Source organism: Blastococcus sp. CT_GayMR19 (assembly GCF_004570385.1).
In the GTDB taxonomy this organism is placed as follows: domain Bacteria; phylum Actinomycetota; class Actinomycetes; order Mycobacteriales; family Geodermatophilaceae; genus Blastococcus_B.
On sequence record NZ_SPQL01000012.1, the window covers coordinates 109,442 to 134,227 of the forward strand.

Below are 24,786 nucleotides of genomic sequence, written 5' to 3' on the forward strand. Positions count from 1 at the left end.
CGCGGATGAGCAGCGTTCGGGGCCGGCGGAGCGGCACCTCGGCCGACGCCCGCCGCCACACCGGTCGCGCGCCGCGGGTCCACTCCACCCGGCCGGTGCGGACGGGGACGGGCAGCGGGGCTCCGCGGCGTCCCGGCTCGCGGACCTCGGGACGGCGCGCCGGGCGTCCCGCGGCGGCCGCGCGCCGTCGTCCGCTCTTCACGGGCCGGGCGGTGCTCCTGGGCGCGCTGGTCCTGCTCCTGGCGCTGACCCTGGCCGGTCCCGTGCGGCAGTACCTGGCCGGCCGGGCCGAGCTGGTGCGCCTGGCCGCCGAGGGCCGTGCGCTGGACGAGCGCGCCGAGGAGCTGCAGACGCAGCTCGGGCGGCAGGCCGACCCCATGTACGCGGAGCGGCAGGCCCGCGATCGGCTGACCTACGTCCTGCCGGGCGACCGGCTGATCGTGGTCGTCGACGGCGAGGCCGTGGAAGGCGACGCGGGCACGCTGGCCGAGGCGGCCACCGCCGACGAGCCGCTGCCCTGGTACGAGGGGCTGATGGAGTCGCTCGCGGTGGCGGACGGCGGACCCGCCGCCGAGCCGGCGGAATGAGCGAACCGGTCAGTGCGGCCGAGCGCGAGGTCGTCGGCCGCCAGCTCGGCCGGCCCCCGCGGGCGCTGGTCGGGGTCGCGCACCGCTGCCCGTGCGGTCAGCCCGACGTGGTGGAGACCTCGCCCCGGCTCGAGGACGGGACGCCGTTCCCCACGCTGTACTACCTGACCTGCCCCCGGGCGTCGGCCGCCGCCAGCCGTCTGGAATCCGCCGGGCTGATGCGCGAGTGGCAGGACGAGCTGGCCACCGATCCGGAGCTGGCCGCCGGTTACCGCGCGGCGCACGAGGCCTACCTGGCCGCCCGCGACGCCCGCGACGTGCTGCCCACCCGCAGCACCGCCGGCGGCATGCCCGACCGGGTCAAGTGCCTGCACGCGCTGGCCGGGCACGCGCTCGCCGCCGGCCCCGGCGTCAACCCGATCGGCGACCGGGCGGTCGCCGGGATGGGGGAGTGGTGGGCGGCCGGGCCCTGCGCGCAGCCGGAGCGGGCATGACACGGGTCGCCGCGATCGACTGCGGGACCAACTCCATCCGGCTGCTGATCGCCGACGTCCCCCCTTCCGGCGCGCACACCGACCTGCTGCGCCGCATGGAGGTCGTGCGGCTGGGCGAGCGCGTCGACGCCACCGGCCGGCTCGCGCCGCAGGCGATCGAGCGCACGCGGAAGGTGCTCGCCGAGTACGCCGACCAGGCGCGGGACCTCGGCGCCACCGGGATCCGGATGGCCGCCACGAGCGCCACCCGCGACGCCGCCAACCGCCAGGACTTCGAGGACATGGTGGTCGGCACGCTGGGGCAGACCCCGGACGTCATCACCGGCCGGGAAGAGGCCGAGCTGTCCTTCCTCGGCGCCACGGCCTCGCTCGCCGCGGCCGCCGCGGCGCACGGCAATCCGCCGCCGTCCCCGCCGTTCCTGGTCGTCGACATCGGCGGCGGGTCGACGGAGTTCGTACTGGGGGACGCCGCCGGGGTCCGGGCCGCCCGCTCGGTCGACGTCGGCTGCGTGCGACTGACCGAGCGGCATCTGCACGGCGATCCGCCGACCGCCGGCGAGGTCCGGCGGGCCGAGGACGACATCCGCGCCGCCCTCGCCGAGGTGCGCGCGGAGGTGCCGGTGGAGGCAGCGGCCAGCCTGGTCGGCCTGGCCGGGTCGGTCACCACGGTCGCCGCGCTGGCCCTGCGGCTGCCCGCCTACGACGCCGACGCCATCCACGGCTCCCGGATCCCGGTGGCCGACGTCCGCGCGGTGACCGCCGACCTGCTGGCCGCGACCCGCGCCACCCGCGCCGCGATGGCGGTCATGCATCCGGGGCGGGTCGACGTCATCGGCGCCGGGGCGCTGATCCTCCGGGTGCTGATGGACGAGTTCGCGCTGCCCGAGGTGGTCGTCAGCGAGCACGACATCCTGGACGGCATCGCCCTCCGGCTGGCTCGCGGCTGATCCGTTGGCGCTCGATCCCGACGGCTTCCCGGTCACCCGCACGGCAGCGGGTGTCGCCCGCACCGCCCGGGGCGTTCCGGACCTGGCGGTGCTGGACGCCTGCGTGTCCGGCTGCCGCGCCTGCCCGCGCCTGGTCGCCTGGCGCGAGGAGGTCGCGCGCGTCAAGCGCGCGTCGTTCCGCGAGTGGGACTACTGGGGGCGGCCCGTTCCCGGCCTGGGGCCCGCCGATGCCCGCATCGCCGTCGTCGGCCTCGCCCCGGCCGCCCACGGCGGGAACCGCACCGGCCGGGTCTTCACCGGCGACCGCAGCGGGGACTGGATCTTCGCCGCGCTCTGGCGGGCCGGCCTGGCCAACCAGCCCGTGTCGACCCATCTCGGGGACGGGCTCGAGCTCACCGACGTCCGGATCGCCGCCGCGGTGCGGTGCGCGCCCCCCGCCAATGCACCCACCCCGGCCGAGCGGGACACCTGCTCGCCCTGGCTGGCCCGCGAGCTGGCGCTGCTGCCGAGGCTGCGGGTGATCGTCGTGCTCGGCGGCTTCGGCTGGACGGCGCTGTGGCCGGTGCTGGCCGCCGCGGGCTACGCCGTCCCGAGGCCCCGGCCGGTCTTCGGGCACGGGGTGGAGGTGGAGCTGACCGGAACGCTCGGCCCGCTGACCGTGCTCGGCAGTTACCACGTGAGCCAGCAGAACACCTTCACGGGGAAGTTGACCGAGCCGATGCTCGACGCCGTCCTCGCCCGCGCCACCGAGGTCGCCGCGGCCGACGGCTGAGCCGGGGGGACGGAGCCCGGTCGCGGCAGGGCGGCCGCCGTCCACCCGGCTGCCCGGATACCGTGCCCAGCGCGCCCCCGTAGCCCAATCGGCAGAGGCAGACCCCTTAAAAGGGTCCCAGCGTCGGTTCGAACCCGACCGGGGGCACGTTCAGCAGCTCACCGTCTCCACTTGCCCGCGCGATCGCTGCCGACCGGCCGACGACAGGTGCCGGCTCAGCGGGTCCGGTAGCGCGCGTAGATCAGACCGCTGTCGAAGGCGCGCTCCTCGACCAGCTCCAGATCGAGGCGGACGCCGTCGGGGAAGAATCGCTTGCCGCCACCGACCACGCTGGTCGTCATGAAGAGGTGGTACTCGTCCACCAGGCCCGCGGCGATCGCCTGGGCGGCGAGGTTCGGGCCGTCGACGCTGAGGTCGTGATCAGCCTCGGCCTTGAGCTTGCGCACCGCGTCCGGGTCGAAGGTCCGCTCGATCCTGGTCCTCGCGCTGGACATCGACTCCAGCGTCGTGGAGTACACGATCTTCTCCGCGGCCTGCCAGTCCCGGGCGTACTGCACGATGTACGGAGGCGCGTCGGGCTCGGTGTGCGCGGTCTCCCAGAAGACCATCGTCTCGTACATCCGTCGGCCGTAGAGGAACGTGCCGACCGGGCGGAAGACGTCGCCGATGAAGGTGTGCACCTCCTCGTCCTCGGCTCCGTAACCGAGGTCGCCCTCCGCCGCCTCGGCGTAGCCGTCCAGCGAGGTGATCATCGAGTAGATCAGCTTGGCCATGCGTCTCCTTCGCGAACGGGCGCGTCAGTCTCCCGGCAGGTCCTGGAGCCTGGGACCGCATGCAGGCCCGGAACTCATCGACCAGCCGGTCGAGCCGCCGGGATCTCTTGAGAGGTGGGTCGAACCGCCCACCACCGAAGCGCCCTCCGGCGCGGGCCACGTGCGCGTCCTCGCGTCTGGCACCAGGGCGCCGGACGCCTCGGGCAGCCGACGAGCCACTCCTCGAGCTGGCAGTCGACATCGACCCCGCTGCTGATCGCGCCGTTGTCGCTGCGGCTGACCCACCTAAGGAAGATCCGCCAGCTCACGCGGCCGGTCCGGTGGCACCACGGTGACGTCCGGCCTCGGGCAAGCGGTGCCACCGGGGTGAACGGGTCCCGTAGCCACCCGCCGCGCTGTTGCCGGAGCGGCGGGGCCACCGTCCCGGGTCCAGCTGCGGGCCTGCGGTCGCTGCCAAGAGGCAGCTCTGCACTCCGGTCGAGCAGCGCGGGCGTGGTGGTCGGGGCGCCTCACCCCAGCGAGCAGCGCGATCAGCACCTGGGCGGCCGGTGCTCTCACCGGTCGCTCCGGCCCGGGAGGTCGGGCGGCTCGTCAGCGCCCGGCCGCGGACCTGGGTCGGGGAGGGTGAGCTGACGGTAGTGGTGCTCGAAGTGCCGGGTCGGGTACCGGTACACCTCGGCCAGCGTCAGGAACCCGAAGTACGGGTCCCAGCCGGACGGGAACGGCATGCCGCGGTGCAGCGCCGCCTCGGACTCTTCTGTGAGGCGCCGCTGCAGGACGGCGATGGTGCGGTCGGCGAGCGGGCCCATCCGGGTGTGGTTGAACACCCGTGCGCCGGCCACCGACCCCCAGTAGTTGACGGCGTGGAAGGGCCGGGTGGCGGAGTTCAGCAGCGCGGCCCAGCCGCGGCCCACCGGCGCCGGCAGCCGGCCCATCAGGTGCACAAGCGGCAGCAGGGTCCGGACGACGAGGTAGCCGAAGACCATGTGGTAGAGCAGTTGCTCGTTGGTCCACCGGGTGCCGTCGGAGGTCCGACGCAGGTCCGTGGGGCCGGCGGCGGTCAGCAGTGCGTGCAGCCGGGCCAAGGCGTCGTCCATCTCCCTGCTGATCGCGGCCAGGTCAACGGGGTCGGCGGTCATGGCCGGACCCGCGGTCTCGAGGCGGTGGGCACACCGGTCACGGTGCAGCCACCGGCCCGCCGGCCGCAAGCCTCAGCGGACCGCCGGGCGGATCCCTCGTCGGCAACTGCCGGGCGGGCGGCCCAGCGGGTCGCCAGCACCGCGCGCCCAGCGGACCCGCCCCGGCCCGTGACCAGCCGCGACGGAAGCCGACCGGCTGGTGACATCACCACGCCCGTTGACAGGTTCGGGTCGCTGCGCGAGGGCTTCTGCCGTGCGGGCGTCAGCTGCGGGAGGACTCGCTCACTCGCCCGCGGGCGGCCACGACCACCCCGATCGCGAACGCCAGCATGAGGACCTGGAAGGCGGGGGAGGCGACCTGCTGGAAGCCGCTGTCGAGACCGCTGTAGCTCACGTCGAGCCCGACGACCAGCGACAGGAGCCCGGCGAGGGCGGCGATCCAGCCTGTCCAGGCGGCCAGCAGGTGACTGCTCAGGATGGCCGCGCCGAAGAGCAGCAGGGTCGCGCCAAGAAGCACCCGCATGTAGCTCTGCAGGCCCCACTCGGTCCAGCGGACGGTTTCGGCGTCGGCGAAGCGGAAGGACCGGCTGCCCTCGTCGGCGGCCACCCAGGCGTCGACAGCCTGCTTCAGGGCGATCCCGTCGACGGCCTGGAGGGCCGCCCAGACCGCCGCCGTGGCGACGGTCATCGCCGCCGCGAACGCGGACAGCGTCGACGTCCGAGACCGCAGGACCTGGTGCAGGACGAGCAGCCCGCCGAGGGCCACCAGAACGCCGGCGAGCTGGCCGAAGTGGACCCACTCCCAGGTGTCGCTGGCGGCGTACTCGGCAAAGATCTCCTCGTGCACGTCCTCGGCGCCCGCCGGATGGAACAGCATGGTGACGGCGGCGTTGAGAATGAGCCCGCCGAGTAGCAGCGCCCCGCTGGTGCGCAGGAGTGGACGTTCCGCCTGGATGCCGAGTGCCGACGTCATGGCTGCTCCTTCCGCCGAACGGCGGCCGCTCCGAGAGCCTATCCGCGCTGCCGGTCGCTGAGGAGGGTCGCGTGCGCCCGCGGACCACGTGGGTCGGGGTGGGCGTCGGCCAGGTGCCGGTCTCGGCGGCGGACGTCGGGCCCAGGGAGTGTCGAGGGGGGCCCGTCAGTGGTGGTGGCCGTGCCGGCCGAGGGTCTCCTCGCGGGTCGCGCCGGGTCGGGTCCACTGCGGCACGGGGCGGCTGGTCGGGCCCCAGTCGGCGTTCCCGTCCGCGTCCGAGCGCCAGTACCAGCAGATCGGCGCCCCGTGTCCACCGACCGGAGCACCGACCTCAGGGGCCTCGGGCCAGCCCTCGGGGTCGTCCTCCCACGCCTCGCGGCGGCCGTAGGGCGTCATGTCGAGCAGGCCGAGCGACCCGTCGGCCGGCTCGTTGCCCCGGCCCGTCGTGGAGTAGGTGAGGAAGGCGCGGTCGCCGTCGCGCAGGAAGCAGACGATGTGCCCCTCCTCCGTACCGATCGGCCCCTCGACGCCGCGCGCCGTGTACCAGGGCTGGGTGTAGCCCATGAACTCGACGTAGGGAGCCACCTCGTCCCACCGGCCCGAGGTCAGGACGGCGAACGAGACGCCGCGGGCGTTGAGGTAGGCGGCGTCCTTCATGTGCCAGAGGTTGAAGGTGCAGCCCTCGCACTGGCCCTGGTGCGGCGCGCCGTCGTACCACATGGAGTGGTAGACCACGAGCTCGTCGCGACCCTGGAACGCGTCGAGGAACGGGACCGGGCCGTCGCGTCCGACGACCTCGGCCGTCCCGTCGACCTCCACCATCGGCAGCCGGCGGCGGGCCGCGGCGAGGGCGTCGCCCTCGCGGGTGTGGGCCTTCTCGCGGACCAGGAGCTCGTTCCGGGCGGCCTGCCAGGTGGCTCGGTCGACGACGGGCGGGCAGCCGGGCAGCGCGGTGGCCGGGTTCCTCGGCGTGGTCGTCATGGCGTCCTCCGTGGGATCTCGTGCCGGGCCGCGTCGTCCGACGTCCCGCGACACCAGGACGGACCGGCGACCCGGCCGGAACTCATCGCGGCGGCGCGCTCGGCCGCAACGATGGGTGACAGGCCCGTGTCTGCGCGGTTCCGACCCGGCGTGTTGCCCCACCCCCTGACCCCCCCTCGACCGGGTGACCTGCAACGGTAGGGAACGCAGCCACCCCTCAGGGCGTTGACCTGACCGAGTGGAGTGCAGCACCGTGGACTCCACGGACCGACCAGTCACCTCGAGGAGATGACGATGCCCAGCAGCAACCCGGCTTTCGGCCGGGGCTTCGCGAACGCCGGCAACGGCGGTCAGTACCCCGGTTGGGGTGCGCAGCCCCAGCAGTACGGCGCGCCGACCCAGTACGGCGCCCCGACGCAGTACGACCCGTACGCCGCCCCGGCGCCGTACGCGCCCCCGAGCACGCGCTACATGACGATGGACGACGTCGTCACCAAGACGGGGCTGACCTTCCTGGTCACCGTCGCGGCTGCGGCCGGGGTCTGGGCGCTCCCGGGCCAGACGGGCTGGGGTCTCGCGATCCCCGCCGTTCTCGTCGGCCTGGTCCTCGGCCTGGTGATCGCGTTCAAGCAGATCGCGAACCCGGCCGCGACCCTCGCCTACGCCGCCGTCGAGGGTGTGTTCCTCGGGGCGATCAGCGAGGCGTTCCACGACTACTTCGGCCAGGGCATCGTCACGCAGGCCGTGATCGGCACCTTCGGTGTCTTCGCCGGCATGCTGGTGGTCTACAAGACCGGTGCCGTCCGGGTGACCCCCAAGTTCACCCGCTGGATGGTTGGCGCCATGGTGGGCGTCCTGGTCCTGATGCTGGCCAACATGCTGGCCGGCTTCTTCGGCGTGAACCTGGGCCTGCGTGACGGCGGCGCACTGGCGATCGTCTTCAGCCTCGTCGTGATCGGTGTGGCCGCGTTCTCGCTGCTGCTCGACTTCGACATGGCCGACGAGGCGATCCGTCGCGGCGCCCCCGCCAAGTTCGCCTGGTACATCGCCTTCGGCCTGCTGGTCACGGTCGTCTGGCTGTACCTGGAGATCCTGCGGCTGCTCAGCTACTTCCGCGAGTGAGCTGAACTAGTACCGACGACGAAGGCCCGGTTCCCGCGAGGGGGCCGGGCCTTCGCCGTTCGTCCGCTTTCGGTACCGAAAGCTGCCGCCCACGCCGACGCTTTCGGTACCGAAAGCGGCGGCGCAGCCCTTCGCTTTCGGTACCGAAAGCGAAGGGCAGGGGGTCAGGAGAGGCGCTCGAGGACCATCGCCATGCCCATGCCGCCACCCACGCACATGGTCTCCAGGCCGAAGGTCTTGTCCTTCGTCTGGAGGCCGTTGATCAGCGTGCCGGTGATGCGGGCGCCGGTCATGCCGAACGGGTGCCCGACCGCGATCGCGCCGCCGTGCACGTTCAGCCGGTCGAGGTCGATGCCCAGGTCGCGGTAGCTCGGGATGACCTGCGCGGCGAAGGCCTCGTTGATCTCGACCAGGTCGATGTCCCCGATGCTCATGCCGGCCCGCTGGAGGGCCAGCCTGGAGGCGTCGACCGGGCCGTAGCCCATGATCTCCGGCGACAGGCCGGTGACCGCCGTGGAGACGATCCGCGCCAGCGGCGTGAGCCCGAGCTCGGCGGCCTTCGTGTCGCTCATGACGATCACGGCGGCGGCGCCGTCGTTGAGCGGGCAGGCGTTGCCGGCGGTGGCCCGGCCGTCGGGACGGAAGACCGGCTTGAGCTGCGAGAGCGCCTCGACGGTGGTGCCGGCGCGGGGGCCGTCGTCCTTGCTGACGACGGTGCCGTCGGGCGTCGTGACCGGGGTGATCTCCCGGTCCCAGAAGCCGTTGTCGATCGCGGCCTCGGCCAGGTTCTGGCTCCGGGTGGCGAACTCGTCCATCTCCTGGCGGGAGACGTCCTTGAGCAGCGCGAGATTCTCCGCCGTCTGGCCCATGGCGATGTAGATGTCGGGGACGTCGCCGTCCTCGCGCGGGTCGCGCCAGCTGTCGGCACCGCTCTCGGCGACCTTGGCCACGCGGCTCTCGGCGTCGGCGAAGGCCGGGTTCCTGGTGTCGGGCAGCGAGTCGCTGTTGCCCTTCACGAAGCGGGAGACCATCTCGACCCCGGCGGAGATGAAGACGTCGCCCTCACCGGCCTTGATGGCGTGCATGGCCATGCGGGTGGTCTGCAGCGACGAGGAGCAGTAGCGGGTGATCGTCGTGCCGGGCAGGTGGTCCATGCCGAGCAGGACGCTCACGACGCGGCCCATGTTGTAGCCCTGCTCGCCGCCGGGGAGACCGCAGCCGAGGATCAGGTCGTCGATGTCGGTGGGGTCGAGCGCGGGCACCTTGTCCAGGGCGGCACGGACGATGGTGGCGGTCAGGTCGTCGGGGCGCAGATCCTTCAGCGACCCCTTGAACGCGCGGCCGATGGGCGAGCGCGCAGTCGCGACGATGACGGCTTCGGGCATGGGTCCTCCACGATGAGGCGGGCTCCGGACGGGATCGCCGGGCGTCGGTTCACCGCCGAAACTACTCCGGGGCCGTCCGCCCGGAGCTCCGTCCCTCAGCCGACGGCCGACACCTCCGCCGCCGCGACCTCCGACTCGCCGGGGGCGGCGATCTCCGGCGGGCGGCGTCGCCGCAGCAGCGCCCACGGTCCCCACGGCCCGGTGTCGGAGCCGCGGACCTCCGCGGGCTGGACCTCGGTACCGGTACGGCTGGCCGCCCGCGCCGCGGCCTTCTCGATCGGCCGCACCGTGCCGCGCCGGATCGGGCGCAGGCCGCGGTCGGCGGCGGCGGGCCAGACGCCCACGGCGTCGGCGACCGAGGGGAGCAGCACGGCGGCTGCCTGCGCGTAGCCCGCCGCGCTCGGGTGGAACTCGTCGCTGCTGAACATGCTGTGGTCGGAGGCGAAGGCGGGACCGAGCACCGAGCCCAGGGACACCGTGCGGCCGCCGGCCTCGACGACCGCGATGGTCTGGGCGGCGGCCATCTGCCGGCTCCACCGGCGGGCCAGCAGCCGCAGCGGCTGGGCGATCGGCCGGACGGTCCCGAGGTCGGGACAGGTGCCGACGACGACCTCGGAGCCGACGGCGGTGAGCCGGCGGACCGCGTCCTCGAGGTGCCGGACGGAGACGGCGGGCTTGGTGAACGTCGTGACGTCGTTCGCGCCGATCATGATCAGTGCGACGTCGGGCTTCACCGCCAGCACGCGGTCGACCTGCTCGTCCAGCTCGCGGGACTCGGCCCCCGTGACGGCGACCCGCACCAGCCGGACGGGGCGCTCGGCCAGCTCGGCGAGGGCCGAGGCGATGAGGACGCCGGGGGTCTCCCCGGCCCGTTCGACACCCAGACCGACGGCGGTGGAGTCGCCCAGCACGGCGAACACCAGCGGCTTCGCGCGTCCCCGCCCGTACACGCCGTCGCCGGAGGGGGGATCGGCCGTCGCCTTCCGGGAGTCGACCTTGCGGCGAGCGGCGCGGGCCTCCTCACGCAGGAGGGCGACCAGCGCGGCGAACCCGAGTCCGAGGCTGCCGGTGCCGGCCACGAGCGCCCGAGCAGTCGTCGCTCGCGTCACGGTGCCTCCGCTCCGGTTCCTCGCGGACGACCCTACGGCCGTCCTCGCGTCCCGATCTCCTCGCCTGCTCGATCCTGCGATATGCAGGTTATCGGCGGTTTACGGTGTTCCCCGTGGTCGACTCCCTCGTACGTGTGACACAGGACACCGAGCTCGACGAGCGCGCGCAGCTCATCGTCGAGGTACTGGTCGAGGCCTTCTCCGATCTCATGGCGGCCGACGCGGACGCGTTCCGCACCAAGTTCCGGAAGATGGCCGCCGATCCGTTCGCGTTCTACCGGGGCAGCGCGTGCCTGTTCTATGCCGACATGTCGACCATGGAAGACCAGTGGTGCGACGAACGGACGTCCCGGGTGTGGATCCAGGGTGACCTGCACGCGGAGAACTTCGGCACCTACATGGACAGCGCCGGCCGCATCGTCTTCGACGTCAACGACTTCGACGAGGCCTATCTCGGGCACGTCAGCTGGGACCTGCGCCGCTTCGCCGCCAGCTTCGCGCTGCTGGCCTGGCGCAAGGCGTTCTCCGACGACGTGATCGGTGAGCTGGTCGGGATCTACCTCAACTCCTATCTGGACCAGGTGGCGGCCTTCACCCGCTCCGACGAGGACCGCTCGTTCGCGCTCCTCAAGGACAACACCGACGGCGCGGTGCACGAGGTGATCCTCGAGACGGCGACCCACACCCGGCTCCGGCTGCTGCAGCGGCTCACCGTCGTGGAGGACCACGAGCGGCGGTTCGCCGACCTGCCGCGCAACCGGCGGCTCGAGGAGGACGAGCGGGAGAAGGTGATGGCGGCGCTGACCCGACCGGGAGACGGTGACGCCGCCCCGGCGTCGGCGGGACATCGCCTACGACGTGAAGGACGTCGTCGGCACCGGCGGGTTCGGGATCGGCAGCGCGGGCCTCCCCGCCTACAACGTGCTGCTCGAGGGTTACGACCAGGCGCTGGAGAACGACGTCGTCCTGTCGATCAAGCAGGGCAACGTGGCCGCCCCCAGCCGGATCGTGCAGGACGAGGAGATCGCCGCCTACTTCGAGCACCACGGCCACCGGACGGCGGTGAGCCAGCGGTCGCTGCAGGCCAACGCCTCGCAGTTCCTGGGCCACACCGAGATCGACGGCGTCGGGTTCGTCGTCGCGGAGCTGTCGCCCTACGAGCTGGACCTCGACTGGGAGGACCTGACCGAGCCCGACGACATCCGGCCGGTGATGGTGCAGCTCGGCAAGGCGACGGCGAAGCTGCACTGCGTGGGCGACGCCGACAGCGACCACACCCTCGTGCCGTTCCAGACCGAGGAGGCGATCACCTCGATGATCGGCGACCGCCGCGAGGAGCTCGTCGCCGACCTCGTCACCTTCGCCCACGACTACGCCCGGCAGACCCAGGACGACCACCGCCGCTTCGTCGACGCCTTCCGCGCCGGCGCGATCCCGGGGATCAGCCCGAGCGGCGACCACCCGCCCGTCTGACCGGCGGCGGCACGTCGGCGACCATGCCGACGTGCGGGCCGATGCCGGGCTTGTCGAAGGGCTCGGTGACCACCGTGAAGCCGAACCGCTCGTAGAAGCCGGCGGCGGTCACCCGGGCGTCGCACCACACCACGTCGCTGCCGCGGTCGGTCAGCCGGATCAGCCCGTCCACCAGCAGCGCCCGCCCCACGCCCGCGCCCCGGAGGGCGGGATCGGTGGCCATCCCGCGCAGCTGCCAGGGCGCCCGTGCCTCCGGCCGCCACGGGCACGGAGCGGGGGAGAAGCGGACGACGCCCACGACCCGCTCGTCGATGCGCGCGGCCAGGTGGAACGTCGCCGGGTCCTCGTCGCCGGCCCAGGTGATCTCCCCGCCGTCCGGCCGGAGGACCGACCGCCGCAGGGGATGGGTGACCTCCGCGGGCACCTGGGCGACGGTCAGGGTGGCCCAGTCGTGGTCGGCGCTCATCCCACCAGTCTCCCCAGCGGCCGAAATGGCCATCTCGGCCGCTGGGTCAGTGCTTCCGACGGCCGCGGCGGGTGCGGAGGTAGTCGGCGACCACGTACTCGCCGAGCCGCTCGGGATCGGGCTGGAACACCCGGCCGCCGGCGCGCTCGGTGAGGTCGTGCACGAAGTGGACGAGGCCCGGGTCGGGGTCGAGGGCGAACACGTTGACCGTCGCGCCGGTGCGCGCCACCCGCTCGACCTCGGCGACGGTCCGCGCGATCGTCTCGGGCATCGGCGGCCAGCAGAAGAACGGCGTCCCGTCGTCCTCGAGGTGCGCGGTCGGCTCGCCGTCGGTGACCACCAGGACCACCGGCTCGGCGTCCCGGTGATGGGCGAGGAACCGCCGCGCCAGCATCAGCCCGTGCTGCAGGTTGGTGCCCTGGAGGGTGTCCACCGACAGCTCGGCGAGGGTCTCGGGCCGCAGCACCTGGGCGGTGGAGGAGAAGCCGATGATCTGGATGGCGTCCTGCGGGAACCGCGTGGTGACCAGCGAGTGCAGCGCCATCGCCGTCGACTTGGCCGCGCCCCACGTGCCGCGCAGCGCCATCGAGTACGACAGGTCGACCAGCAGCGCCACCGCCGCGCCGGTGCGCCGCTCGGTCTCGACCACCGCGAAGTCCTCGACGGCGATCCGCACGCGACGGTCGGACTCGCCTCGTGGCACACCCGCCGTCCGGAGGACGGCGTTGCGCACGGTCCGGACGACGTCGAGGGGCTGCTCGTCCCCGAACTGCCACTCGCGCGAGCTGCCGGTGAGCTCACCGGCGGCGCCGGCGTCGGCCACGTCGTGCTCGCCGCGGCCCGTCGCGTCGAGCTTCGCGAAGACCCGGCGCAGCGCCGTGGCGCCCAGCCGGCGGACCGCCTTGGGGGAGAGCTCGAGCCGGCCGTCGGACCGGTTCAGGTAGCCCTGCCGCTCCAGCTCGCGCTCCAGCTGCCGCAGTGCGGCGAGGTCGTCGACTGCGGGCCGCCCGAGGGCCCGCTCCAGCAGCTCCTCGTCGACGTCGGCCAGCGAGGCGCCGGCGTAGCCCTGGGACAGCTGGTTGGACAGCGCCTCCAGGTCGGCCAGCTCGGCGACGGCGGTGGTGGCGTCGCCCATGCCGAGCCCCTGCTCGCCGTCGGGGACCTGGCCCCGCTGCCCCCACGGCAGGTCCGGCCGGGCCTGGCGCAGCGCGTCCTGGAGGTGGGCCATCTCGCTGGCGAGGCCCATGTCGGCCATGGTCTGCGCCATGAGATCGGCCAGCTCGGCCCGCTGGTCGGGGGACAGGCCGGCCATCATCCGTTCCTGCGCGGCGGCCCGGCGGGCGAGGGAGTCGATCAGCTCCTCGACCGTCTCCGGGTCGTCCGGGAAGAACTGGCCGTGCTTGTCCATGAACTCGCGGAACCGTTCGTCGGTGTCCTCGCCGCGGTTGTGCGCATCGATGAGCGCGGACAGGTCGGCGACCATGTCCTTGACCGCCTGCAGGTCCTGCTCGCCGGCGTTCTCGAGGGCGTTCTTCATCGAGGCGAACGAGCTGTCCAGCACCTCCCGCCGCAGCAGGTCCTGGATCCGCTCGTAGTTCTCCCGCGCCTCGGCGGACCGCCACGGGTAGTCCTTCAGTGCGCGGACGGCGCCTGCGGTGTCCTCGGGCAGCGCGTCCAACTCGGCCTCGGCGAGCCGGGCGGCGTCGTCGGGATCGGGGAAGAGCTCCCGCCGTTCCGCCGTCAGCGCCTTGTCGAGCAGCTCCCGGACCTCCTGGAGGGTGCCGTCCATCCGCCCGGCGGTGCGGGCCTGCCGCAGCCGGTCGCGCACGGAGCGGCGGAGCTCGTCGAGGCCGCGGCGTCCCTCGGTACCGCGACGCAGCAGCTCCCGCAGCGCCTCGCGGACCCCGCTGCCCGCCAGGACCGAGTCGCCGATCTCGTCGACGGCGTTGCCCAGGTCGTACGGGGGAGCGAGCGGGTCCGGGCCGCCGTGCCACCGCCCGTAGCGGTAGCCCCGGTTGCTGCGCGGCCGGTTCACGTCAGGCTCCGTAGACCGTGCGGGTGCCGTCGACGTCCTTGGCGAGCCGCCGGGTCAGGTACAGGCCCTCGAGGGCGAACTCGACCGCGGCGGCGGCCTGCTCGACCGACTGCTCGCCTTCCGGCACCCCCAGCCGGCCCAGCAGCTCGGCGAGCTTGGGGATGCTGCCCAGCTGACCCAGCAGGGCGGGGGCAGGGACCAGCTCGCCGGACTCGACCGTCTCCCCGCCGGTGAAGTGCTCCTGCAGACCGGTCAGGTCCAGGCCGGCGCACCGGGCCCGGAAGGTCTGGGCGGTGGCCTGGCGCAGCAGGTGCTCGAGGACCTCCACCTCCCGGTCGTCGTCCGGGTCGGCGCCGGAGTCGGCGAACTCGACCTTGCCCCGGCTGGCCGGGACGACGCCGGGAAGGTCGACGACCCGGGCCACCGGCCGGGTCTCACCTGCGATCGCGGCCCTCCGGACGGCGGAGGCGGTGACCGTCTCCAACCCGGCGATGGCGAAGCGCGCGCTGACGCCCGAGCGCTGGTCGACGTGGCTGGACTCGCGGACCAGCCGGGTGAAGCGGGCGATGATCTCCGCGAGGTGCTCGGGGACCACTGGCGAGTCGAGGGTGCCGTTCCCGCCGGACGGCCCGCGCCAGGACGTCGTCGCCTCCTGGTGGAGCAGCCGGATCTCGTCGGCGAGCTCGAGCGGGTAGTGGGTGCGCACCTCGGCGCCGAAGCGGTCCTTGAGCGGGGTGATGATCCTCCCGCGGTTGGTGTAGTCCTCCGGATTGGCGCTGGCGACCAGCAGCAGGTCCAGCGGCAGTCGCACCCGGTAGCCCCGGATCTGGATGTCCCGCTCCTCCAGCACGTTGAGCAGCGCGACCTGGATGCGCTCGGCGAGGTCGGGCAGCTCGTTGACGCTGAAGATGCCGCGGTTGGTGCGCGGGACCAGGCCGTAGTGCACGGTCTCCGGGTCGCCGAGCGTGCGGCCCTCCGCGACCTTGATCGGGTCGACGTCGCCGATCAGGTCGCCGACGCTGGTGTCCGGCGTGGCCAGCTTCTCGCCGTACCGGTCGCTGCGGTGCAGCCAGCCGACCGGGGTGGCGTCGCCGTGCTCGGCGACCTGGCGGTGCCCCCAGACGGAGATGGGCTGGAGCGGGTGCTCGTTGAGCTCGCTGCCGACGAGGACCGGCGTCCACTCGTCGAGCAGGCCCACCAGGGTGCGGATCAGCCTCGTCTTGCCCTGCCCGCGCTCGCCGAGCAGGACCAGGTCGTGGCCGGCGATCAGGGCCCGCTCGACCTCGGGGACGACGGTGTCCTCGAAGCCGACCATGCCGGGGAGGCTCGGCTCGCCGCGGCCGAGGCGGGCCAGCAGGTTGGCGCGGAGCTCGGCCTTGACCGGCCGGAAGGTGGCCCCGCTGGAGCGGAGCTCGCCGAGGGTCGTGGGGGCGGGGGGCGGGGAAGTGCGCGCGGCGACGTCCGTCACCTCAGCCACGGTACGACTACACGGTCGTCCTCCGGACTCCAACCGCGACCAGACTTCGTTCCCTGCTGGATGGAGCCGTTTCGTCGCGCCTGCGCGGACCCCTCCGGGGCCCACTCGGCACGACAGGGTGGTCGTCACCTCTGTCTGTCTGCGCGGACAACTACGCCTGCCATGATCGGCCCATGGCCACTCCCGACGTCCCTCTCGTCAGCGGCGCGGACGTCGAGGCCGCTGCCGAGCTGCTCGAGGGCGTCGTCCGGCACACGCCGCTGCACCACTCGCGTGGGCTGGCCGACCGGGTCGGAGGGCCGGTGTGGCTCAAGTGCGAGAACCTCCAGCGCACCGGCTCCTTCAAGATCCGCGGGGCCTACACGCGCATCTCCCGGCTGACCGACGAGGAGCGCGCCCGCGGTGTGGTGGCCGCCAGCGCCGGCAACCACGCGCAGGGAGTCGCGCTGGCCGCGCGGCTGCTCGGCGCCCGCGCCACCATCTTCATGCCCGAGACCGCGCCGCTGCCCAAGGTGGCGGCCACCCGCGCCTACGGGGCGGAGATCCGGATGATCGGGCAGTCGCTGTCCGAGCCCCTCGTGGCGGCCGCCGAGCACGCCGAGGCCACCGGGTCGGTCTTCATCCACCCCTTCGACCACCCCGACGTGATCGCCGGGCAGGGCACGGTCGGCCTCGAGGTGCTCGAGCAGTGCCCCGACGTCGCCACCGTCCTCGTCTGCACCGGCGGCGGGGGACTGGTCTCCGGGATGGCCGCCGCGATCAAGGCCCGCCGTCCCGACGTGAAGGTCGTCGCCGTCCAGGCCGAGGCCGCCGCCGCCTTCCCCGGCTCCCTGGCGGTCGGCCACCCGGTGTCGCTGCGGAGCATGTCCACCATGGCGGACGGCATCGCCGTCGCCTCACCCGGCGACCTCACGTTCGCCCACGTGCGCGGCCTCGTCGACGAGGTGCGCACGGTGACCGAGGAGGACCTCTCCCGGGCCCTGCTCTTCTGCCTGGAGCGGGCCAAGCTCGTCGTCGAACCCGCGGGCGTCGCCGCCGTCGCCGCCGTGCTCGCCGATCCCGCTGCCTTTCCGCCGCCGGTGGTGGCGGTGATCTCGGGCGGCAACATCGACCCGGTGCTCCTGCTCAAGGTCGTCCAGCACGGCATGGCGTCGGCCGGCCGCTATCTGTCCCTCCGCCTCCGGGTGCCCGACCGGCCGGGTTCGCTGGCCGCGGTGCTCGCCGAGCTAGCCGCCGTCGGCGCCAACGTGCTGGAGGTCGAGCACGAACGGACCGACACCCAGCTGCACCTCGGGGAGGTCGAGGTGTTCGTCGTCGTCGAGACGCGCGGCCCGGACCACGCCGACGAGGTCTGCGCCGCCCTCACGCGAGCCGGGTACGCCGTCACCCCCAGCTAGGCGGGTCGTGGTGCGGTCCGGGGGACCGCCAGGCCATGGCGCAGGATGGACGGCGATGAGCGCCGACGCCGCCCCGACCGTGTCCCCCGACAACCCGCTGTCGACGCCCTCGGCACTGCCGTTCGCCCTGCCGCCGTTCGCCGGCATCACGCCGGAGCACTGCCGCGAGGCGCTGCTGGCCGGAATGGCCGAGCAGCGGACCGAGGTCGCCGCGATCACCGGTTCGGCCGAGGCGCCCACCTTCGACAACACCGTGGTGGCGCTGGAGCGGTCGGGCCGGCTGCTGAGCCGGGCATGGGCGGTGTTCGGCAACCTGACGTCGTCGGTGTCCACGCCGCGGCTGCGGGAGATCGAGCGCGAGATCGCCCCGTTGGCGGCCGCGCACGACGACGCGCTGCGCCTGGACCCGGCCCTGTTCGCCCGTATCGACGCCGTGCACGCCGCCCGGCACGACCGGGGCCTCGACGACGAGGCGGTGCGCCTGGTCGAGCGCTACCACCTGGACTTCGTGCTGGCGGGGGCGCAGCTCGGTGACGAGGGCAGGGCCCGGCTCACCGGTCTCAACCAGGAGCTGTCGACCCTGTCCACGACGTTCGGGCAGAACCTCCAGCTGGCCACGGAGGCGGCGGCGGTCCGGGTGGACGACGCCGCGGAGCTGGCCGGGCTGACGCCGGAGGAGATCGCCACCGCCGCCGCGGCCGCCGCCGACCGAGGCCTGGAGGGGTACCTGCTGACCCTCGTCCTGCCCACCGGCCAGCCGCTGCTCCCGAAGCTGCGCAACCGCGAGCTGCGCCGGCGCGTGTTCGAGGCCTCGACCGGCCGCGCGTCGGCCGGCGAGCACGACAACGGCCCGGTCGCGGTGCGGATCGCACTCCTGCGGGCCGAGCGGGCGCGGCTGCTGGGCTTCGGGACCCACGCGGACGTCGTCCTCGCCGACTCGACCGCCCGCACCACCGCCGCGGTCGACGCGATGCTGGCCTCGATGGTGCCGGCGTCGGTGGCCAACGCCGAGGCGGAGGCGACGGTGCTCGCCGAGGCGGCCGCGCGGGACGGCGTCGAGCTGGCTCCGTGGGACTGGGCGTTCTACTCCGAGCAGGTGCGGGCCGAGCGCTACGCCGTCGACACCGCCGCCCTGCGGCCGTGGTTCGAGCTCGACCGGGTCCTGGTCGACGGTGTCTTCCACGCCGCCGAGCTGCTCTACGGCTACCGGTTCGGCCCGCGACCCGACCTCGCCGGGTACCACCCCGACGTCCGCGTGTGGGAGGTGACCGATGCCGACGGCGCGGCCGTGGGCCTCTATCTCGGCGACTTCTTCGCCCGCGAGGGCAAGCGTGGCGGCGCGTGGATGAGCTCGTTCGTCCGGCAGTCCCGGCTGCTCGGGACCCAGCCGGTGGTGGTCAACAACCTCAACGTGAACCGGGCCGCGGGCGGGCAGCCGACCCTGCTCACCCTCGACGAGGTCAACACCCTCTTCCACGAGTTCGGCCACGCGCTGCACGGGCTGAGCTCGGCGGTCACCTATCCGCGCTTCTCGGGCACCAGCGTGCCGCGTGACTTCGTGGAGTTCCCGAGCCAGGTCAACGAGATGTGGGCGATGTGGCCGGAGGTGCTCGGGCACTACGCCCGGCATGTCGAGACCGGGGACCCGCTGACCGCCTCCGTCGTCGAGGCGATCGAGGCCGCCCGGCTGTGGGGGGAGGGCTTCGGCACGCTGGAGTACCTCGCCGCGACGCTGCTCGACCAGGCCTGGCACCGGATTCCCCCGGGCGCGGAGATCGGCGACCCGATCGCGTTCGAGCAGGCGGCCCTGGAGAAGGCCGGCGTCGCGTCGGCACTCGTGCCCCCGCGCTACCGGACGACGTACTTCCAGCACATCTTCGCGGGCGGCTATGCGGCCGGGTACTACTCCTACATCTGGTCGGAGGTCCTCGACGCCGACACCGTGGAGTGGTTCAAGGAGAACGGCGGGCTGCGCCGGGAGAACGGCGACGCCTTCCGGTCGAAGCTGCTGGCGGTGGGCGGCTCGGTGGACCCGATGGACGCGTTCCGCGCCGTCCGGGGCCGTGACGCCGACCCCGCGCCCCTGCTCAGGCGCCGGGGATTGGCGAGCTGAGTCTGCGAAGGTGACCGCCAGGGGCGGCGTTCGGGTGGGGGCCGGAGGCCTCCGACCGGACGGTGCGCAGCGGCTCCGCCCAAGCAAGGGGACAGCACTTGGCCGCGGTGCGGTCCGAAGGACCGCAGTGTCAGAGCCAGGGGAGCCCGAGGACCAGGTCGAGGTCGTCGGGGGCCGCGCCCTCGCGCACCAGCCGGTTGGGCTGGCGGTGGCCGCACGCCGTGCAGCGGTGCACCACCTGCCAGCCCTTGCCCGACTTCTCCACGAGCCCGACCGGCTCCATGGGCGCCCGGCACTCGCTCGCCCGGTCGCCGGGGAGGTCGTCGACGTGCAGCGACCACAGGCAGAACGGGCAGTGGTTGCGGTAGTGCCCGTCGGTGTTGGCCGGGACGGAGGCACGGCAGTGCGCGCAGACGAACCCGGTGTTCTCCGCCCGCCGGGAGCGGCCGCCGCGTCCGGTCAGGGGACGAACGGCTCGATGCCGACGACCTCGACGGTGATGTCGCGGCCGTTGGGGGCCTGGTAGGTCACCGTGGCGCCGGGCTTCGCACCCATGATGGCCGAGCCGAGGGCGGACTCCGGGGAGTAGACGCTCAGGCCCGTGGTGCCCGCGATCTCCCGGGAGCCGAGCAGGAACTTCTCCGTGTCGTCGTCACCGGCGAACCTGATCGTGATGACGGTGCCCAGAGCCGCGTTCGTCGCCGTCTTCGGGGGCTCACCGACCGTGGCCTTGCGCAGCAGGTCGGTCAGCTGGCGGATGCGGGCCTCCTGCTTGCCCTGCTCGTCCTTGGCTGCGTGGTAGCCGCCGTTCTCCTTGAGGTCGCCCTCCTCGCGGCGGGCGTTGATCTCCGCGGACATCGCCGGACGGCCGGCCACCAACGCGTCGAGTTCGGCCTTCAGCCGGTCGTGGGCTTCCTGGGTCAGCCAGACGCCCTGGGACTCGTCAGTGGAGGTGGACACGGGGGTTGCTCCTGAGACTCGGGTGGCCGTCCCCGTGCGGGAACGGCCTCTTGTCGATCCGGCCAAGCTAACACCGGCGTCCTCGCCGATGCACGGATGCGACGGCCTGGTCCGGGATGCGGAACGGTACTGGACCGACTCGTGACCAGTGGCACATTTCCCCCCGGGCGGGTGAACGACCTGCGGGTTCGCCAGCGGGGATCCCGGGCGTCCGCGACCCGGCTGCGGGCGCGGGGGACAATGGCCGGGTGACCGCACCCGACGAGCTCCGGCTGCTCGCCGTCCACGCCCATCCCGACGACGAGTCGAGCAAGGGCGCCGCCACGATGGCGAAGTACGTCGCCGAGGGCGTGCGCGTCCTGGTGGCCACCTGCACGGGTGGTGAGCGGGGGTCCGTGCTCAACCCGGCGATGGACCGCCCCGACGTCTGGGAGCGGCTGCCGCAGATCCGGGCGGAGGAGATGGACCGCGCCCGCGAGATCCTCGGCGTCGAGCAGGAGTTCCTCGGTTTCGTCGATTCCGGGCTGCCCGAGGGGGATCCGCTGCCCCCGCTGCCGGAGGGCTGCTTCGCCGTCCTCCCGCTCGAGGAGGCGGCCGCCCCGCTGGTGGCGCTGATCCGGCGCTTCCGGCCGCAGGTCATCACCACCTACGACGAGCGGGGCGGCTATCCGCACCCCGACCACATCAAGACCCACGAGATCTCGGTGCACGCCTTCGAGGCGGCCGGCGACCCCGACCGTTACCCCGACCTGGGCGAGCCCTGGCAGCCGAGCAAGCTCTACTACCAGATGGGCTTCACGCTGCCCCGGACGCGGGCGCTGCACGAGGCGATCCTGGAGTCGGGCGCCGAGTCGCCCTACGCGGAGTGGCTGGCGAACTGGGACCCGGAGCACGACATCTCCCATCGGGTCACCACGCGGGTGCCCTGCGCGGAGTTCTTCGCCGTCCGGGACGCCGCGCTGATCGCCCACGCCACCCAGATCGACCCCACCGGCCGCTGGTTCGCCTGCCCCCTGGAGGTCCAGCAGCGGGTCTGGCCCACCGAGGACTACGAGCTGGCCAGGTCCCTGGTGGATTCCCAGGTACCCGAGGACGATCTGTTCGCAGGCATCCGCAGTGAGGTGGTGGTCCGATGACCGCGTCCACAGTCGCCTTCCTCGCCGCCGCGGAGCAGCAGCTCCCGGAGGACGTCGGCAAGGCCCCGCCGATCGGACTGCTGCTCATCGTCGTGCTGCTGATCGCGGTCGGCCTGCTGGTCCGCTCGATGACGACGCACCTCAAGCGCATCCCGCCGAGCTTCGACGCACCGGAGGACGCCGTCCGCGTCCCGGACGACGCCTCGGAGCTCGTCGATCCCGGCCCGCAGCCGGGGGAGACCCTGCTGGACTCCCTCCGTCGGGCACCCCGGGCGATCGAGCCGCCCCGGGACGCCGACGACGGCCGGCCGGACGCCCCGGGCAGGAGCTGACCGGTCCGGCCGTCGCCGGGGTGCGCTACCAGCGGTGCGCGACGTCGATGACGAGGCGCGGGGTGTCGTCGGACTGTGGCGTGCCGGTCAGGGTGAAGACCCGGAACGGCAACCGTGCCCGGACCCCGAGGGCCCAGGTCGTCTGTCCCTCGAAGTCACCGGCGAAGGCGACCTGCCGGAAGGTGCGGAACCCGGCGACGTCGACCATCTCGCTACTGGTCGGGACGGTGCTGTTGCCGTACTGGTCGTGAGCGGGCGCGCCGAGGATCACCTGCAGCACGGCGCCGCCCCGCACCGGGACGGGGAATCCTGAACCGTCCTGGTGGACCAGGGGCACGTACCGGACGTTGTACGTGGAGAACCGGGTGTCCTGACCGCCCACGTCGAACACGAGGCGGTCGAAGCACGCGTGCCGGCCGGCACGGACGTCGTTGACGACCTCGGTGTCCTCTCGGGGGTCGTTCACCTCGGCCCCGGAGCCCCAGGTGATGCCGCAGTACGGTTGTGTGGCCGCCGAAGCGGGACTGATCACCCCCAGGGTGGCGAGTGCCGCGACGGTCAGGACGAGGAGCCGGGAGCGGTACCGGGTCATGGCGGGCCTCCTTGGTTGCGCCAAGGCGAGAATCCGCCGACACGCCGACCGTTACCATAGGCACAAGTACATAGCAAGGACGAAGCATCGGCGTGTCAGTTGGCTGTTCTTGCCCAATGCGTGCCGACACGACGGCCTTGTCCGTGGCCTGATGTGATGATCGAGATCGCCCGCTGACGGTGCGTCACGCCGGGCCCCGGTTTCCCGTGCGTGCCCCGACCGGACAAGATCTCCCGGTGGCCAAGAGACGATCAGCCGGTGAGTCCGAGGACGACGCCCGCCCCGGCATCGGCCGCTTCGGCACCCGGCTGCTCGAGATCGCCGAGAACGTCGTCTACGCGGGGATCGCGACGTTCCTCGTCGGGACCGCCCTGGTGTGCCTGGTGCTCGCCGGGAAGACGACCTGGGGGCTGGTCTCGGACTTCTCGGAGCAGCCGATCCTGGACCTGCTCGACATCCTCCTGCTGGTCTTCATCGTCGTCGAGCTGCTGTTCGCCGTCCGCACGACGGTGGAGAAGCGCGAGCTCCTGGCCGAGCCGTTCCTGCTCGTGGGCATCATCGCGTCGATCAAGGAGATCGTCGTGCTCTCGGTCGAGGCCGCGAAGGAGGTGGGCAACGCCGCCGAGTTCGACGACCGCATGATCGAGATCGCGGTGCTCGGCGTCCTGGTCCTGCTCCTGGGACTGACGTCGTTCCTGCTGAGGCGCAAGGAGCGGGAGCCCGACGAGGGCGACAGCGGACCGCCGCCACCCGAGCGTCAGGCCGACCGGCAGGGGTAGGCACGAGGCGTGCCGAACCGCCTCGCCACTGCGACCAGCCCGTACCTGCTCCAGCACGCCGAGAACCCGGTCGACTGGCGGGAGTGGGGCGCGGAAGCCTTCGCCGAGGCGCGGCAGCGGGACGTGCCGGTGCTCGTCTCGGTCGGCTACGCCGCCTGCCACTGGTGTCACGTCATGGCGCACGAGTCGTTCGAGGATCCGGCGACCGCGGCGGAGATGAACCAAGGCTTCGTCTGCGTCAAGGTCGACCGGGGGGAGCGCCCCGACGTCGACAGCGTCTACATGGCCGCGACCCAGGCGATGACCGGGCACGGTGGCTGGCCGATGACGGTGTTCAACACCCCGGACGGTCGTCCGTTCTACTGCGGGACGTACTTCCCGCCCCGGCCGGCGCACGGGATGCCGGCGTTCCGGCAGGTCCTGGCCGCCGTCCGGGACGCCTGGACCACCCGCCGGGACGACCTGGAGCGGGCCGGCACGTCGATCGTCTCGGCGCTGTCGGGGAGACTCGACCTGGGCACTCCCGCACCGCTCTCGGCGGAGGTGCTGGACCGGGCCGCGGCCACCGCGGTGGGCAGCTACGACGAGGAGTCCGCGGGGTTCGGCGGTGCGCCGAAGTTCCCGCCGTCCATGCTGCTGGAGTTCCTGCTGCGCCACTCGGCGCGCACCGGCGACGACGAGGCGCTGCGCACCGCCGGCGGCACGCTGGAGGCGATGGCCCGCGGCGGCATCTACGACCAGCTCGCCGGCGGCTTCGCGCGGTACTCGGTGGACGCGGAGTGGGTCGTGCCGCACTTCGAGAAGATGCTCTACGACAACGCGCTGCTGCTGCGGGTGTACCTCCACCTGTGGCGGGCCACGGGGGACGAGTGGGCGCGGCGGGTCGCCGACGAGACGGCCGCCTTCCTGATCCGCGACCTCGGGACGCCCGAGGGCGGTTTCGCCTCCGCGCTGGACGCCGACACGAGCGGCGTCGAGGGGCTGACCTACGTGTGGACGCCCGACCAGCTGGTCGAGGTTCTCGGTACGGACGACGGGCGATGGGCGGCGCAGCAGTTCGAGGTGACCGACCGCGGCACCTTCGAGCACGGTGCATCGACGTTGCAGCGACTGTACGAACCCGACGACGCGGCCCGGCTCGAGTCGGTGCGGGCGCGACTGCTCGCGGCCCGAGCGGAACGGCCCCAGCCGGAACGGGACGACAAGGTGGTCACCGCCTGGAACGGGCTGGCGATCGCGGCCCTGGCCGAGCACGGGGTCCTCGCCGGGTCCGAGGTCTCGGTGACCGCGGCCCGCGGCGCCGCGGAGCTGCTCGCCGGGACGCACTGGAGCGGCGGGCGGCTCCGCCGGGCGTCCCGGGACGGCGTCCCCGGCCGGCACGCGGGGGTCCTCGAGGACTACGGCGACCTCGCCGAGGGACTACTGGCACTGCATCAAGCGACCGCTGACGGGCGCTGGCTCGATCTGGCCGGGGATCTGCTGGACGTCGTCGCCGAGCAGTTCATCGATGCCGACGGCTGGCACGACACCGCCGCGGACGCCGAGGCCCTCGTGCACCGCCCCTTCGACCCGGCGGACGGACCGACACCGGCGGGCGTCGCCGCGGCGGCGGGAGCGGCCGTGACCTACGGCGCGCTGGCCGGCTCCCCCCGCCATCGCGAGCTGGGCGAGGCCGCGCTCGCCTCCCTGGTCCGGCTGGTGGACCAGGCGCCGCGGGCCGCCGGCTGGGCGGCGGCCGTGGGGG

The 24,786-nt window shown here is 73.3% G+C and carries 24 protein-coding genes, 1 tRNA gene and 1 pseudogene; 14 read left to right on the forward strand and 12 right to left on the reverse strand.

What is annotated here, in order from left to right; all coding sequences use genetic code 11:
- Positions 1–5: 5 nt before the first annotated feature.
- From E4P39_RS16730 to E4P39_RS16750, 5 genes are all read left to right on the forward strand, one after another.
- Positions 6–587 (forward strand): septum formation initiator family protein, encoded by a 582-nt coding sequence (locus tag E4P39_RS16730; RefSeq protein ID WP_135137698.1) that lies wholly within the window; start codon positions 6–8, stop codon positions 585–587.
- Positions 584–1,081, forward strand: a complete 498-nt coding sequence (locus E4P39_RS16735) for a DUF501 domain-containing protein (RefSeq protein ID WP_135137699.1) — start codon at positions 584–586, stop codon at positions 1,079–1,081. The genes E4P39_RS16730 and E4P39_RS16735 overlap by 4 nt, the downstream gene beginning before the upstream one ends.
- A complete protein-coding gene (locus E4P39_RS16740) occupies positions 1,078–2,028 on the forward strand; it encodes a Ppx/GppA phosphatase family protein (protein WP_135137700.1) in 951 nt (316 codons plus the stop codon). The genes E4P39_RS16735 and E4P39_RS16740 overlap by 4 nt, the downstream gene beginning before the upstream one ends.
- Positions 2,029–2,032: 4 nt before the next feature.
- Positions 2,033–2,800 (forward strand): uracil-DNA glycosylase, encoded by a 768-nt coding sequence (locus tag E4P39_RS16745; RefSeq protein ID WP_135137701.1) that lies wholly within the window; start codon positions 2,033–2,035, stop codon positions 2,798–2,800.
- Between the two features lie 73 nt (positions 2,801–2,873).
- Positions 2,874–2,947: transfer RNA gene (locus E4P39_RS16750), tRNA-Leu, on the forward strand.
- Between the two features lie 68 nt (positions 2,948–3,015).
- On the opposite strand, the gene E4P39_RS16755 is transcribed toward E4P39_RS16750, so the two are convergent.
- From E4P39_RS16755 to E4P39_RS16770, 4 genes are all read right to left on the reverse strand, one after another.
- Positions 3,016–3,573, reverse strand: a complete 558-nt coding sequence (locus E4P39_RS16755) for a dihydrofolate reductase family protein (RefSeq protein ID WP_135137702.1) — start codon at positions 3,571–3,573, stop codon at positions 3,016–3,018.
- A gap of 554 nt (positions 3,574–4,127) precedes the next feature.
- Entirely contained in the window at positions 4,128–4,712 is a 585-nt protein-coding gene (locus tag E4P39_RS16760) for a DinB family protein (protein ID WP_135137703.1), read from the reverse strand.
- A 262-nt stretch (positions 4,713–4,974) separates the two neighbouring features.
- On the reverse strand, positions 4,975–5,685 hold the full coding sequence (locus E4P39_RS16765; RefSeq protein WP_135137704.1) for a hypothetical protein: 711 nt from the start codon (positions 5,683–5,685) through the stop codon (positions 4,975–4,977).
- Between the two features lie 165 nt (positions 5,686–5,850).
- Positions 5,851–6,666 (reverse strand): DUF899 family protein, encoded by an 816-nt coding sequence (locus E4P39_RS16770; protein WP_135137705.1) that lies wholly within the window; start codon positions 6,664–6,666, stop codon positions 5,851–5,853.
- Between the two features lie 294 nt (positions 6,667–6,960).
- On the opposite strand from E4P39_RS16770, the gene E4P39_RS16775 reads away from it, so the two are divergent.
- Positions 6,961–7,788 (forward strand): Bax inhibitor-1/YccA family protein, encoded by an 828-nt coding sequence (locus E4P39_RS16775; protein WP_135137706.1) that lies wholly within the window; start codon positions 6,961–6,963, stop codon positions 7,786–7,788.
- Positions 7,789–7,952: 164 nt separating this feature from the next.
- On the opposite strand, the gene E4P39_RS16780 is transcribed toward E4P39_RS16775, so the two are convergent.
- Together E4P39_RS16780 and E4P39_RS16785 are read right to left on the reverse strand one after the other, a co-directional pair.
- Complete coding sequence (locus E4P39_RS16780) at positions 7,953–9,173, reverse strand: acetyl-CoA C-acetyltransferase (protein ID WP_135137707.1); 1,221 nt, start codon at positions 9,171–9,173, stop codon at positions 7,953–7,955.
- Between the two features lie 95 nt (positions 9,174–9,268).
- Positions 9,269–10,282 carry an SGNH/GDSL hydrolase family protein gene (locus E4P39_RS16785; RefSeq protein ID WP_135137708.1) on the reverse strand — a complete coding sequence of 338 codons (1,014 nt, stop codon included), beginning with the start codon at positions 10,280–10,282 and terminating at the stop codon, positions 9,269–9,271.
- A 251-nt stretch (positions 10,283–10,533) separates the two neighbouring features.
- Between E4P39_RS16785 and E4P39_RS23275 the strand changes: the two are divergent.
- Together E4P39_RS23275 and E4P39_RS23280 are read left to right on the forward strand one after the other, a co-directional pair.
- Positions 10,534–11,034, forward strand: a pseudogene (locus E4P39_RS23275) (DUF2252 family protein); the annotation flags it as partial.
- 67 nt (positions 11,035–11,101) lie between these two features.
- Positions 11,102–11,755, forward strand: a complete 654-nt coding sequence (locus E4P39_RS23280; RefSeq protein WP_280790870.1) for a DUF2252 family protein — start codon at positions 11,102–11,104, stop codon at positions 11,753–11,755.
- Here the strand turns inward: E4P39_RS23280 and E4P39_RS16795 are convergent.
- From E4P39_RS16795 to E4P39_RS16805, 3 genes are read right to left on the reverse strand one after another with little or no spacing between them, the layout of a single operon-like run.
- On the reverse strand, positions 11,724–12,221 hold the full coding sequence (locus tag E4P39_RS16795; protein ID WP_135137709.1) for a GNAT family N-acetyltransferase: 498 nt from the start codon (positions 12,219–12,221) through the stop codon (positions 11,724–11,726). The two genes, E4P39_RS23280 and E4P39_RS16795, sit on opposite strands and share 32 nt — an antisense overlap.
- A gap of 46 nt (positions 12,222–12,267) precedes the next feature.
- Positions 12,268–14,256, reverse strand: a complete 1,989-nt coding sequence (locus E4P39_RS16800) for a VWA domain-containing protein (RefSeq protein WP_135137710.1) — start codon at positions 14,254–14,256, stop codon at positions 12,268–12,270.
- 1 nt (position 14,257) lies between these two features.
- On the reverse strand, positions 14,258–15,733 hold the full coding sequence (locus tag E4P39_RS16805) for a sigma 54-interacting transcriptional regulator (RefSeq protein WP_135137711.1): 1,476 nt from the start codon (positions 15,731–15,733) through the stop codon (positions 14,258–14,260).
- 173 nt (positions 15,734–15,906) lie between these two features.
- Here E4P39_RS16805 and ilvA point away from each other — a divergent pair, with 173 nt between their 5' ends.
- Positions 15,907–17,130, forward strand: a complete 1,224-nt coding sequence (gene ilvA, locus E4P39_RS16810; RefSeq protein ID WP_135137712.1) for a threonine ammonia-lyase — start codon at positions 15,907–15,909, stop codon at positions 17,128–17,130.
- Between the two features lie 55 nt (positions 17,131–17,185).
- Positions 17,186–19,243 (forward strand): M3 family metallopeptidase, encoded by a 2,058-nt coding sequence (locus E4P39_RS16815; RefSeq protein WP_135137713.1) that lies wholly within the window; start codon positions 17,186–17,188, stop codon positions 19,241–19,243.
- A gap of 130 nt (positions 19,244–19,373) precedes the next feature.
- On the opposite strand, the gene E4P39_RS16820 is transcribed toward E4P39_RS16815, so the two are convergent.
- Both E4P39_RS16820 and greA read right to left on the reverse strand, forming a co-directional pair.
- Complete coding sequence (locus tag E4P39_RS16820) at positions 19,374–19,706, reverse strand: RNHCP domain-containing protein (protein WP_135137714.1); 333 nt, start codon at positions 19,704–19,706, stop codon at positions 19,374–19,376.
- Positions 19,703–20,203 (reverse strand): transcription elongation factor GreA, encoded by a 501-nt coding sequence (greA, locus tag E4P39_RS16825; RefSeq protein ID WP_135137715.1) that lies wholly within the window; start codon positions 20,201–20,203, stop codon positions 19,703–19,705. The genes E4P39_RS16820 and greA overlap by 4 nt, the downstream gene beginning before the upstream one ends.
- Positions 20,204–20,451: 248 nt before the next feature.
- Between greA and mca the strand changes: the two genes are divergently transcribed.
- Together mca and E4P39_RS16835 are read left to right on the forward strand one after the other, a co-directional pair.
- Entirely contained in the window at positions 20,452–21,339 is an 888-nt protein-coding gene (gene mca, locus E4P39_RS16830) for a mycothiol conjugate amidase Mca (protein WP_209306576.1), read from the forward strand.
- The gene (locus E4P39_RS16835) at positions 21,336–21,671 is read left to right on the forward strand and encodes a hypothetical protein (protein WP_135137717.1); all 336 of its coding nucleotides are present in this window, start codon (positions 21,336–21,338) and stop codon (positions 21,669–21,671) included. The genes mca and E4P39_RS16835 overlap by 4 nt, the downstream gene beginning before the upstream one ends.
- Positions 21,672–21,696: 25 nt before the next feature.
- On the opposite strand, the gene E4P39_RS16840 is transcribed toward E4P39_RS16835, so the two are convergent.
- Complete coding sequence (locus E4P39_RS16840; protein ID WP_135137718.1) at positions 21,697–22,263, reverse strand: hypothetical protein; 567 nt, start codon at positions 22,261–22,263, stop codon at positions 21,697–21,699.
- A 236-nt stretch (positions 22,264–22,499) separates the two neighbouring features.
- Between E4P39_RS16840 and E4P39_RS16845 the strand changes: the two genes are divergently transcribed.
- Both E4P39_RS16845 and E4P39_RS16850 read left to right on the forward strand, forming a co-directional pair.
- Positions 22,500–23,042 carry a phosphate-starvation-inducible PsiE family protein gene (locus E4P39_RS16845; RefSeq protein WP_135137719.1) on the forward strand — a complete coding sequence of 181 codons (543 nt, stop codon included), beginning with the start codon at positions 22,500–22,502 and terminating at the stop codon, positions 23,040–23,042.
- 9 nt (positions 23,043–23,051) lie between these two features.
- The coding region (locus E4P39_RS16850) for a thioredoxin domain-containing protein (protein ID WP_135137720.1) at positions 23,052–24,786 on the forward strand (1,735 nt) is incomplete at its 3' end.